The following is a 12,079-nucleotide window of genomic DNA, read 5'->3' as shown; positions in this document are numbered from 1 at the left end:
AGGGGCCCGGCCGCTCAGGGACGCACGAACCCGCCGTCCACCCAGGCCGCGGCACTCGCCGCGCTGAGCCGGAAGCTCGCCGGCACGCGCACCTGCGCCAGCTGCGCGCCGTCGGCGTCCCGCGCGGCCAGCAGGGCGTGTGCCTCGTCGTCCTCGACCACGATGTCCAGCGTCACCAGCACCGCGCCCACGCGCTGCTCCTTGTGGTGCAGTGCCGCCTGCGCCTGCTCGTGCCGGCGGATCACCTCGCTGGCGGTCTTCACCAGGGTGTTGAAGGCCGCGGTGTCCAGAGGCTTCGGGTTCTTCTTGTCGCGGCCCATCGTCCAGGGGCCGACCAGCGCAGGCTCGGCCTGCCCGCGCGTGTACATCTCCACCGCCCAGCCGTCGTCGTCGTTGTTCTTCACCACCTTGGCGGTCCAGCCGCGGTCGCGCCACAGGCGCGCTTCCTTGATCGGTTCCTCGGTGGTGTCGGCGGTGTCGGGGGCGTCGTCTTGCAGCATGGCGGCATCTTAGCCGTGGGGTACAGGAGCACGGCACGACACGCGAAAACCGCTAAATTCATCCGTATCGCAACCGATCTCCCGTGCATGCGAGCCCCCTCATGACGCCGCCGGCCGCCGAGCCGGCCACCCTCTCCCGCCTGCACTGGCTGGCGCCGGCGGTGCTGGTGCTGGCACTGGCGCTGACCGCGATGCTGTGCGTGTGGTCGCTGCGCAACCAGGCCGCCGAGGCCGACGCGCTGCTCGAGCGCCGCAGCGAGGCGTTCGCGCAGGCCCTGTCCAGCCGCGTGCAGGCCTACATCGACACGCTGCCCGGGCTGCAGACCTTCGGGGTGCTGAAAGCCAGCGTCAGCGACGCCGAGTTCGCGCAGTACGTGCGCTCCATCTCGCTGCAGAGCCGCTTCCCGGGCCTCGCGCTGACCTTCGTGGCCGAATGGGTGCCGGCCGACGAACGCACGGCCTTCGTCGACCGCGTGCGCGCCGACCGCAGCCAGCGGCCGGGCGGCCACCCCGGGTTCGACATCGCGCCGGCGGGCGACCGACCGGGCTACATGGTGCTGCGGCACACGTACCCGTTCGATCCGGGCGGCTTCGGCTACGACCTGTACGACCCGGCCCAGCGCTACCGCGCGGCGGTGGACCATGCGCTGCGCAGCGGCCGCTACGTCGCCACCGGCCCGCTGCTGCTGGCGCGCGACCGCGACAAGGCGCCGCTGCCCGCGCTGAGCAGCATCGTCATCCGCGGCGGGGTGTACGCCGGCGGCCTGACGCCCGAGAGCGTCGAGGCGCGCATGGAGGCGGCGCAGGGTGTCGTCGGCGTCTCCTTCCGCAGCCTGGACCTCGTGCGCAGCGTGCTGGCGCCCGAGCTGGCGCGCGACGCCGCGCTGCGCATCGTCGACCGCACCGCGGCCGCCGCCGGCGAGAGCAGCCTCGTCTTCGACAGCAGCTGGCTCGACGCCGGCGCCACGGCCGGCGGCCTGCCGCAGGCGACCGACGACGGCCCCCGGTGGCTGCAGGGCATCGACGTCGCCGACCGGCAATGGGAGATCACCGTGCGCAGCCGCGCCGCGCGCTGGCGACCCGACGGCACCACGTGGTGGCTGCTGGCGCTGGGCCTGGCGCTGTCGGCCTCGCTGGCGGTGATGACGCACACGCTGGTGCAGGCCAACATCGCGGCCGAGCGGCGCATCCGCCTGGGCACGGCGGCGCTGCAGGAGGAGCGCGACAACCTCGAGCGCAGCGAGCGCCGCTACCGCATGCTCTTCGCCAACAGCTTCGACGCCGTGCTGCGCACCCGGCCCGACGGCCAGGTGCTGGCCGCCAATGCCGCGGCCTGCAGGCTGTTCGGCCGCAACGAAGCCGAGCTGCAGGCACTGCACCGCGACGCCCTGGTCGACAGCAGCGACCGTCGGCTGCGCCCGCTGCTCGAGGAACGCGCCCGCTCCGGCGGCGCACAGGGCCTGATCCGCATGCTGCGCGCCGACGGCAGCCCCTTCGAGGCCGAGGTGGCGTCCAACATCTACCGCGACGGCGACGGCCGCGAGACCGCCAGCGTCATCGTGCGCGACGTCACCGAACGGCAGCGGCTGCAGGCGCAGCTGCAGGAGTCGCAGAAGCTCGAAGCCCTGGGCACGCTGGCCGGCGGCGTGGCGCACGACTTCAACAACGTGCTGGCGGCGATCCTGGGCAACGTCGCGCTGGTGCGCCAGGACCTGGCCGCAGGCCGTGCGCCGAATGCAAGCCTGGACCGCATCGAGCAGGCAGGCACGCGCGCGCGCACGCTGGTGCAGCAGATCCTGACCTTCAGCCGGCGCAACCCGCAGCCGCGCCAGGTGCAGCTGCTGCGGCCGGCCGTGGAAGAGGCGCTGTCGCTGCTGCGCGCCACGCTGCCGGCCAGCGCCCAGCTGGTGCAGCAGCTCGGCACCGAGCAGTTGCCGGTGCAGATCGACGCGGCGCAGGTGCAGCAGGTGGTGCTGAACCTGTGCACCAACGCCTGCCAGGCGCTGCACGACGCGCAGGGCCGCATCGACGTGCGCCTGGCGGCGGTCGACCGGCCGGGCGGGCGCTGTGCGCTGCTGCAGGTGCAGGACGACGGCGTCGGCATGGACGAGGCCACGCGAACGCGCGTCTTCGAGCCCTTCTTCACCACCAAGCCGGTGGGCCAGGGCACGGGCCTGGGGCTGGCGGTGGTGCACGGCATCGTGGTGGCATGCGGGGGCAGCATCGAGGTGCGCAGCACCCTGGGCGCGGGCACGGTGGTCGAGATCGTGCTGCCGCTGGCCGAGCCGGCCGACGTGGCGGACCCGCAGGCCGGCACGGGCGCGGCCGCCACAGCCCGCCACGAGACGGCTGCGGCCGCGACCACGCCGACAGCCCTGGCGGATGCGCCGCAGGCACCCCCGGCCGCCACGCTGGCCGGCCCCCCTGGGCGCGGCGAGCACCTGCTGTACGTGGACGACGACGAGGTCGTGGCGCTCACGGTGGAGCTGCTGCTGCAGCGCCAGGGCTGGCGCGTCACGCGGCTGGCCGATGCCGCCGCGGCGCTGGCGCTGCTGCGCGGCCCGGGCCACGGCGTGGACCTGCTGATCACCGACCACAACATGCCCGGGATGTCGGGCCTGGCGCTGGCCGAGCGGCTGCAGGGCGAGATGCCGCAGCTGCCGGTGATCATCACCTCCGGCCACGTCACCGACACGCTGCGGCAGCGCGCGGCTGCCGCGGGCGTGCGGGCACTGCTGCTGAAGGAATTCGCGGCGGAGCAGCTGGCGGCTCTGGTGCAGGCCGCGCTGCAGGCCCGGCGCTGAGGGCGTCGGGCGGGCGGCTCGGCGGCTCCTCAGGAACGCGCCAGCTCTTCCAGCGCCGCCAGCAGGCGCTGCGCCTTGGCCAGCGCGCTCAGGCCTTCTTCCTGCGCGCGCTGGCGCAGCATGGCGTGCGCGGCCACGCGCGTCAGCGCGTGCTTGTGCATCAGCACGCCCACGGCCAGCGGCACGGCGTCGGCCAGCACGTCCGGGCCCGGCGCAGGCGCGACGGCCGGCGCGTCGTTGGCGGCCACCGACGGCGGCACCACCGGCACCGCGCCTGCACGCAAGCGCTGGAAGGCAGCCTCCACCGTGGGCACGATCTGGCCCACGTCGAGCGGCTTGACCATGTAGGCCACGGCACCCAGCGCCTGCACCTGCGCCACCGTGGCGGCGTCGGAGAAGGCCGACAGGAACAGGAACGGGATGTGGTACTTGTCGCGCAGCACCTCGGCCACGTCGAACCCGCTCTTGCCTTCCATGCGGATGTCCAGCAGCGCCAGCTCGGGCCGCTGCTCGCGCGCCAGCAGGATGGCGTCGTCGCCGTTGTCGGCGTCGAAGACCTCGTAGCCGGCCTGCTTCAGGCCATGCGTGACGGTGGCCAGCACGAGCCGGTCGTCGTCGACCACGAGAATCCTGCCCTTGTTCGCCACGATCACCCGGCCGCCCGCCTGGAAGTTGGAACTGCGCGGCATTATGCGTCGGCGGCCGGGGCCACCGGCGCTTCCGGCGCGCGGCGCACGCTGGGGGGGCGCAGCACCACGCGCGCCAGCACGTGCTCGCCCTGCTGCCCGATCGACAGCGTGGAGCTGCGCCGCGGCAGCAGCGCCCGCACCAGGCCCAGGCCGGAGACGCCCCCCGGCACCTGGGCGAGGTCGAAGCCGTCGCGCAGCCGGGCGACGTTGCGGATCTCCACCACCACCTCGTCGCCCGCGGCCAGCACCTGGCAGCACACGTCGCCGGCGGCCGAATGCTTGACGGCGTTCGTCAGCAGCTCGTTGACCGTCAGCGCCACCGGGATGGCCTCGGCCTCGGGCAGCAGGTGGTCGGCGGCACCGGGCCCGGCGCCGAACACGATGGTGCGCCCGAAGGTGCGCTGCACCGACTGCGTGATGGCCTCGATGACCCGCGCCACGCGCAGCGGCCCGCCGCTGCCCACCTGCAGGCCGTAGACCTGCGCGATGGCCTGCACCTGGCCCACCGCCTCGGACAGCACGATCGCCACCTCGGGGTGGCGCTGCGCGTTCTGCTGCAGCAGGCCGGCCACGCCCTGCAGGTTGTTCTTGATGCGGTGGTGCACCTCGCGCACCAGCACCTCGCGCTGCGCGATCGCGGCCTGCAGCCGCGCCTGCTCGGCGGCGCGCTGCTCGGTGACGTCGCTGGCCACCAGCAGCAGCTGCGGAGCGCCGCCGCCGCTGGTGGCCAGCGGCACGATGCGCGTGTCCCACACGCGCGGCGCGGCGCGCACGCTGGTGTCCTCGCGCAGCTCGTGCTGCTGCACGTCGGTGCCGCCGGCGGCGGCCTGCAGCCAGCCCTGCAGCGCCGCGGCCTGGCTCGGTGCGCAGCACTGCGGCAGCGCGCGGCCCAGCACCTCCTCGAGCGGCCGCGCGAAGAAGGTCGACGCCATCTGGTTGAGCTGCAGCACGTGCAAGCTGTGCGCGTCGAACAGCGCGATCGCCAGCGGCGCGGTCTCGATCACGCGCTGCAGCGAGTCCTGCGCCTGCGCGATCGCCACCTCGGCCTGGCGCCGGCGCTCGATGTCGAGCAGCGCGAACGTGAGCTGCTGGCTGCGTGCCTCCTGGCCCGTGGCCACGGCATTGCCGACGACCCAGAACTCGCGCCCGTCGCGCGCCTTCAGCCGGCACTCGAAGGTCTCTGCCTGCCCGTCGTGCAGGCGCTGCAGCCAGTCGGTGCGGCGCAGCGGGTGGTCGGCGGCATCGGGCGGCGCGACGATGGCGATCGGCTCGCCGACGAAGTCGGCCAGCTCGCCGGCGAACATGCGCCGCGCCGAGCGGTTCATCCACTCGATGCCGTTGGCGCCGACGGTGACGATGCCCACCAGCACCGAGTTCAGCACCGCCCGCGTGCGCTCGGCCTGCACCGCGAGCGACTCGCGCGCGCGGCGGCGCTCGTCGACGTCGACGAAGGAGCAGATGACGCCGGCGTCGATGTCGCCAGGGTCCACCGGCCGCACCGCCACCTGCACCCACAGCAGGCTGCCGTCGCGGCGGCGCAGCTGGCGCTCTTCGCTGTAGCGGCCCTGGCTGCGCAGCCCCGCGGCCAGCCGTGCCTCGAAGTCGACGCAGGCGCGCGCGTCGGCGTGCAGCTCGACGCCGTCCAGCAGCGTCAGCTCGGGCGGCGCGTAGCCGGTCAGCCGCGCCATCGCCTGGTTGGCGCGCTCGATGCGGCGGCCGCGCAGGTACACGATGCCCACGTCCGACAGGCTGAACATCAGCTCCCGCTCGCGCAGCAACGTCTCCAGCTCGGCCTGCTGCGACTTCAGGCGCGAGATGTCGGTCAGCACCGCCACCGCCTCGATCTCGTCCCGCGAGGGCTCGGCGCGGCGCACCGACAGCGAATACCACACCGGCTGCTGGCGGCCGTCGATGGTGGCCGTCACGCCCGCCTGCAGCTCGGCCTCGAAGGGGCGGCCTGCGGCCAGCGCCGCCACCGCGCCCTCCAGCACCAGCAGGCTCTCAGGGTGGCGGCCGAACACTTCTTCGAGCGACGCACCCGCGGCGGCGCCGGGCTGCAGGCCCAGCATGCGCTCGAAGCGCAGGTTGCAGCGCACCAGCAGCGGCCCGCGCAGGTAGGCGATGCCGGCGGTGGAGCCGTCGAGGATGGTGGTCAGCTCGCGCAGCAGCTGGTCGTTGCGGCGCTGCGCGCGCTCCTGGTCGGTCACGTCCAGCGTCACCACCGAGGTGGTGCGACCGCCGGCCAGCGCCCCGGGCTCCACGCGCGTGAGCAGCCAGCGCTGGCCCAGCTCGGGGTGGCGCACCGCGTAACGCACCTCGGTGCGCTCGCCGTGGCGCAGCGCGTGCTGCAGGCGCTCGTACTCGGGCAGCGACTCGGGTTCGACGAGTTCACGGCCGATGCCCTGCAGGCCGCCGGCCCCGCGCTGGCGGGATCCCGCCTGGGCGCCCTTGCCGCCCCGCCGCGCCGCCGGGCTGCGCTGCGAGGCCAGCCAGCCGCGTGCGGGGTCGTAGGTGGCCACGCCGACGCTGGCGGTGTCCATCAGCATGCCCATCTCGAGCTGGGCCAGGTCGCGTTCCTCTTCGGCGCTGCGGTCCTCGACCACGGCCATGATGCGGCGCTGGCCCTGGTCCGACGCCCAGCCGCACAGCCGCGCGCCGAGCAGCCGCGTGCCGCCGCCGGGCAGCGGCACCACGGCCTGCGTCTCGATGGGCGGCGACCCCGGCACCAGGGTGGCGCGCGGCGCGCCGTCGTCCCAGGCCAGCAGCGCCTGCAGGGCTTCGTTGGCGTCGGACAGCAGCACCGGCACCTGTTCCACCAGCGCCTCGAACGCGGGGTTCGAGCGCACGATGAGGCCGCTGTCGTCGTAGACCAGCATGCCCGCGCGCGCCAGCTCGAACCACTGCATGGTCTCGTCCTGCGCGCGGCGGGCCTGGTCGCGCGCGTGGTGCTCGGTGGTCACGTCCTGCAGCACGTTCAGCCACAGCGGCTCGGCGCCGGGCGCCGCGAGGTTGTGGCCGAGCATCGTGAACCAGCGTTCGCGGCCCTCGGCGTCGACCAGCCTGCGCTGCTGCGCCCCACGCCGCAGGCCGAGCACGGCCCCGGCCGCCATCTCGTCGCGCAGCGCCAGGCTCGCGGCGCGGTCCTCGGCGGGCTGCAGCTCGACCGGGTCGCGGCCGATCAGCGTGTCGCGCGCGAAGCCGATGGCGGCGACGAAGGCCTCGTTGACGTCGAGCAGCCGGTGCCGGCTGTCCTGCAGCGTGGCCGGAAACGGCGACGCCCACAGCAGCGCCAGCAGTTCGTGCGCCACGGCGGAGGCCGCCGCGGGTGCGGTGCCGGTGGTGCCGGGCATGGCGGGGGGGGTGCCGTCCGGGCGCACGGCCGGGGCCGGCGCGGCCGCCGGTGCGGCCTGCAGCTGCGCACGCAGCGCCAGCCCGCCGGACAGCGGCCTGGCCCAGACGCGCAGCAGGCGGCCGTCGTCCAGCGGCAGCAGGGAGTCGCGGCGCTCGCCGCTGTCGCGCGCCTGGCGCAGCCACTGCTCGCCCGCTGCTCCCAGCGGCCCGCGCAGCTGCACCAGGCCCTGGCCGATCTCGCAGCCGAGCAGCCGCAGCGCGGCCTGGTTGCACTGGCGCAGCACGTCACGCGCGTCGAACCACAGCAGCGCCTCGCCGGTCTCGTCCAGCAGGGCCGCCAGCAGCGCCTGCGAGGCGCCCGACGACAAAGGCGGCAACGCGGCCACCGCGCTAGTCGAGCGCGCGCGCCGCGGACAGCGCTGCCAGCAGCGCGCGGTTGACCTCGCCCGGCGTCATGAAGAGCTTGTCGGCCCACTCGCGCATGTCGAACACCGACTCGTTCTCGATCGCGCGCACCAGCTCCAGGTAGGGCTGGAACGGGCCCTCGCCCTTCAGCAGCGCCTGGGCCACGCGTTCGGGCACGGGCACGCTCTTGAACAGATCCTCGGCCGGCAGCTTCAGCAGCCGGTCGAGCAGCGAGAACACGCCGCAGATGAACATCTCGCCGCGCAGCTCGCTGTCGTTCTGGCCGCGCACCAGCTCTTCCATCAGCAGGCCGCGGCGCACTGCGGCGAACATCAGCGGCTTGGCATTGATGTCCTTCGCCGACGAGGCCAGCAGCAGCGCCAGCCAGCGCTTCAGGCGCTGGTAGCCCAGGATCATCAACGCGTGGCCGAAGGAGCTGATCTCGACGCTGAGCCCGAAGGCCGGCGAGTTCAGGTAGCGCATCAGCCGGAACGCCAGCGTCGGGTCCTTCTTCAGCAGCGCCTCGAGCTTGGGCACCGGCTCTTCCTTGTCGACGCCGTTGATCAGCTCCAGCACCACCTGCACGTCCTGCGGCACGTTGGCACGGCCGGCAGGCTTGGCCACCGGGTCGTCGATGGGCCAGCCCAGCGTGGCGATGGCGCCGCGCGCGAACGCGGCGTCCACCGCCGCCAGCGTGCGCACGCCCGACTGCACGGTGGTGATGTCACGCGGCATCTGCGACGCCGTGGCCGCACTGCGGCGCTCCTCGTCGGCATCGACGATGGAGTGCGCGAAGCACGGCAGCAGCTCGCGCGGCAGCGCGGCCAGCGGCCGGCCCTTGATGAGCAGCGTGCTGCCGGCACCGGCCAGCGCCAGCAGCGCGGCATGGTGGCGCGGGTCGCCCACCATGAAGGCCGGCACCTCCACCATCAGGCCGGCGCCGGGCTGGGCCGCCATCACGGCGTCGAGCAGGGCCTCGCCCGCCACGTTCAGCGCCACCGGCGGGATGGCCGCCGCCGCGGCGCGGGCCTTCACGGCCGCCGGGTCCAGCGGGCGCATGTTCAGCGTCAGCTTCGGCGCGGTGTCGGCCGGCGCCGGCCACACCTCGGCCAGCGCCGCCAGCAGCGCCGGCACGTCGACGGCCGCATCGGGACGCTCGGGGAAGATCGTCAGCCGCGTGGCGATCACCGCGCGCTGGCGGTCGATCATCGGGCTGTAGCCGAGGCGGACCTGGGAGAGAACGGGATGGTCTGGCATGGGCGAATGATGGAGATCAGCTCCGGCAGGGTGGCCCTGGCGGAGCCGTTGCTTGCTCGGGAGGTCGCGAACGAAGTGAGCTCGTGGGCACCGACTTATGCCGAGATGTACTGGAACAGTGACTGCTTCTGCACCAGCGAATACGTCTTGAGAGCGGCATCGTAGCCGCTTTGCTTGTTCTGGAAGTCGGAGATCGCCTGCACCATGTCCAGGTCCTCGGCCAGCGAGCGGTCGGTCTGCGCGGCCAGCTTCGCCGCCGAGATGCGCGCCTCCACCGAATCCGTGCGGTTGAGCATCTCGCCGGCGGCGGCGCGCTGCGCACCCAGGTTGTTCGACAGCGCGTCGATGTCGCGCACGCCGTCGCTCACGGCCTGCTTGATGACGTCGCCGCCCAGGCCCGGCGTGCCGAGCTGGCCGATGACGCGGTCGAGCACGCCGAACACCGACAGCGCCGGGTCGCCGGCCACCGCCGCCGGGGCGCCCAGCCAGGTCTGCTGGCCGTCCACCGACAGCGGCAGCGGCTCGTCCGACGGCGCGTCGCTCTGGCCGGCGGCACCGCGGTAGACCACGCCGGCGGGCGTGTCGACGAACGGCGGCGAGTCGGTGCCCTGGCCGGCGAAGACGTAGCTGCCGGCGCCGTCGTTGCGGTTGGCCACGCTGAGCAGCTGCTCGCGGATGCCGCGCAGCGCGTTCGCGAGCGTCTTGCGGTCGGCGTCGGCGTAGCTGCCGTTGCCGGCGTTGAGCACCAGCTCGCGCGCCTGCTGCAGCAGCTCGCCCGCGTCGCCCATCGCGGTCTCGGCCTGCTGCATCACGTTGCGGCTGGCTTCCAGCGCGCGCTGGTTGGCTTCGGCGCGCACCATCGCGGCCAGCGCCCGCTCGGCACGCGCCGCGGCCACCGGGTCGTCGCTGGCGGTGGCCACGCGCTTGCCGCTGGTGAGCCGGTCCTGCGCCTGCGACAGCTCCTGCTGGCGCTTCTGCAGGTTGCCGATGGAGGACTCGAAGGCGTTGGCGGCGGTGATGCGCATGGCGGTCTTTCAGGGAATGGGGTGCGGCGGTGTGCGCGCTCGGGCGATCAGGCGCCGGCCGTCTGCAGCAGCGTCTCGAACACGCTCTGCGCGATCTGCAGCACCTTGGCGGCGGCCTGGTAGCTCTGCTGGTACTGGATCAGGCGCGCCGCCTCTTCGTCGAGGTTGACGCCCGAGACCTCGCTGCGCGCGGCCTCGGCCTGCTGCGACACCGCGGCCGAGATGGTGGCGGCCGACTTCGCGGTCTGCACGCGCACGCCGACGTTGGCGATGGCCGAGGCGTAGGCGTCGGTGACGATGGCGCCGCCGGTGAGCGAGCCGTCGGCCAGCTGCTCGCGGCCCACCAGCAGCGCGTCGCGCAGCGCCGACAGCGCCAGCGCGTTGCCGTTGTTGGCGGCGACGAAGGCGCTCTGCGTCGGCACCACGTCGAGCGTGTCGCCGGTGCGCGGTACGCCCGACAGGCGCAGCTCGAAGCCGTTGATGTCGGTGGGCGGGGTCGGGATCGGCTCGTCGGCGGACCACACCCCGGTGCCGCTGGCGATCGGCGTGCCGCTGCCGTCGAACAGCTCCCAGGCGTAGTCGCCGCTGTCGCTGGTGAAGGTGACGCGCGCTGTCGCGTCGGGCACGCCCGGCGCCGTCAGCATCTTCAGCGACGCCACGCCCGCGGTGCCGAGGTTGGTGCTGCCTGCGGTGGCCACGAGGGGCGAGGCCGCGGCGAGGTCGCGCGGATCCTCCAGCAGGCGCTGCAGGCCCTGCGCGGCCTGGCCCACGGGCTGCAGCAGGAAGCGGTCGGTGAGGCTGGGTTCGGGCACGCCGATGTCGATGCGCACGCCGTCGACGACGTCGCCGCTGACGATGGTGCGCGTCAGCGGCGGCGTGCTCAGCCGCGTGAGCGTGTACGCGCCGGGCGACGCCGGGTCGGCGCGCAGCGTGTAGTCGGCGGCCTGCAGCGCCGAGGGCTCCACCACCGTCATCGCCACGCTGGAGATGAAGGCCCCGGAGGCGTCCTTCGCGTTGTTGTTGTTCGGGATCGTCAGCGGCCCGCCCACCGCGAACAGCGGCCGCGACGGCACCGTGCCCGTGGGCACCTGCAGGTTCAGGCCCAGCATCTGCTGCTCGTTGATGGCACCGGCCACCGCCGCGGCGAGCTGCCCGACGAGGTTGCGGCCGTCCACGAGGTCGGTGTTCTGGAACTTCAGCAGCCCGGCCATCGCGCCGCCGCCGAGGGCGTTCTCGTCGATGACGCGCTGCGCCGCGCCGTCGCCCAGCGCCAGCGCCGACCGCGACGGATCCACCGGGTCCAGCGTCACCTTCAGGTGCGTGGCGCGCGTGCCCAGCACCAGGCTCTGGCCGCCGGCGATGAAGACGCCCATCGTGCCGTCGTCGGCCTGCACGGTGCTGACCTGGATCTGCGAGGCCACCTTGGCGATCAGGCGGTCGCGTTCGTCGAGCAGGTCGTTGGGCGGCTGGCCCAGGCCGCGCGAGGCCGCGATCTGGTCGTTCAGCGAAGCGATCGCGTCGGCCAGGCCGTTGACCTCGGTGACCGAGGTCTTCAGGTCGGCCGTCAGGTTGGCCTGGATGACGCCGACCTGCTCGGCCGCACTGTTGAAGCGCGAGGCCAGGTCCTCGGCGCGCGCCAGCACCACCTGGCGCGTGGCGCTGTCGCCGGGCCGGCTGGCGAGGTCGACGAGGGCGTTCAGGAACTGGCCCGTGGTGTAGCCGATGCCGGCCTCGCCGGTGGGGAACACCTGCTCCAGCGACTGCAGCCGCTCCTGGCGCGCCGCGTCCAGCGCGGCCAGCGACTTCGCGGTGGCCGCCGCGCGCGTGATGAAGGCGTCGTGCGCGCGCGTCACGGTCTTCACGTCCACGCCCTTGCCGAAGAAGCCGGCACCGGTGTACTGGCCCTTGGCCGTGGCCAGCTCGGCCTGCTGGCGCGAGTAGCCGGCGACGTTGGCGTTGGCGATGTTGTGGCCCGTGGCCTCCATCGACGCGTAGCTCGCCGACATGGCCCGCAGGCCGATGGACATCAGTGGTGAAGCACCCATCGT

At 73.8% G+C, this 12,079-nt stretch carries 7 protein-coding genes; 1 reads left to right on the top strand and 6 read right to left on the bottom strand.

The features are described 5' to 3' along the window. Window positions 1–14 precede the first annotated feature (14 nt). Entirely contained in the window at window positions 15–500 is a 486-nt protein-coding gene (locus ACPOLB_RS22970) for a hypothetical protein (RefSeq protein WP_425258367.1), read from the bottom strand. Window positions 501–601: 101 nt separating this feature from the next. On the opposite strand from ACPOLB_RS22970, the gene ACPOLB_RS22965 reads away from it, so the two are divergent. Beyond that, a complete protein-coding gene (locus ACPOLB_RS22965; RefSeq protein ID WP_425258366.1) occupies window positions 602–3,304 on the top strand; it encodes a CHASE domain-containing protein in 2,703 nt (900 codons plus the stop codon). Between the two features lie 29 nt (window positions 3,305–3,333). Here the strand turns inward: ACPOLB_RS22965 and ACPOLB_RS22960 are convergent, their stop codons facing one another. From ACPOLB_RS22960 to flgK, 5 genes are all read right to left on the bottom strand, one after another. Further along, the gene (locus tag ACPOLB_RS22960; RefSeq protein WP_425258365.1) at window positions 3,334–3,993 is read right to left on the bottom strand and encodes a response regulator; all 660 of its coding nucleotides are present in this window, start codon (window positions 3,991–3,993) and stop codon (window positions 3,334–3,336) included. Continuing rightward, window positions 3,993–7,730, bottom strand: coding sequence for a PAS domain S-box protein (locus tag ACPOLB_RS22955; protein ID WP_425258364.1), 3,738 nt, complete (start codon window positions 7,728–7,730; stop codon window positions 3,993–3,995). Before ACPOLB_RS22955 ends, ACPOLB_RS22960 begins: the two co-directional genes overlap by 1 nt. A gap of 4 nt (window positions 7,731–7,734) precedes the next feature. Further along, a complete protein-coding gene (locus ACPOLB_RS22950) occupies window positions 7,735–9,006 on the bottom strand; it encodes an EAL and HDOD domain-containing protein (RefSeq protein WP_425258363.1) in 1,272 nt (423 codons plus the stop codon). A gap of 95 nt (window positions 9,007–9,101) precedes the next feature. After that, a complete protein-coding gene (gene flgL, locus ACPOLB_RS22945; RefSeq protein ID WP_425258362.1) occupies window positions 9,102–10,031 on the bottom strand; it encodes a flagellar hook-associated protein FlgL in 930 nt (309 codons plus the stop codon). A gap of 47 nt (window positions 10,032–10,078) precedes the next feature. Next, the gene (flgK, locus tag ACPOLB_RS22940; RefSeq protein WP_425258361.1) at window positions 10,079–12,076 is read right to left on the bottom strand and encodes a flagellar hook-associated protein FlgK; all 1,998 of its coding nucleotides are present in this window, start codon (window positions 12,074–12,076) and stop codon (window positions 10,079–10,081) included. Window positions 12,077–12,079: the final 3 nt, after the last annotated feature.

The sequence above is a fragment of the Rubrivivax soli genome, from assembly GCF_049810355.1.
GTDB lineage: Bacteria > Pseudomonadota > Gammaproteobacteria > Burkholderiales > Burkholderiaceae_C > Rubrivivax.
The sequence above is the reverse complement of the archived record's forward strand: the minus strand, read 5'-3'. Positions and strand labels throughout refer to the sequence as shown.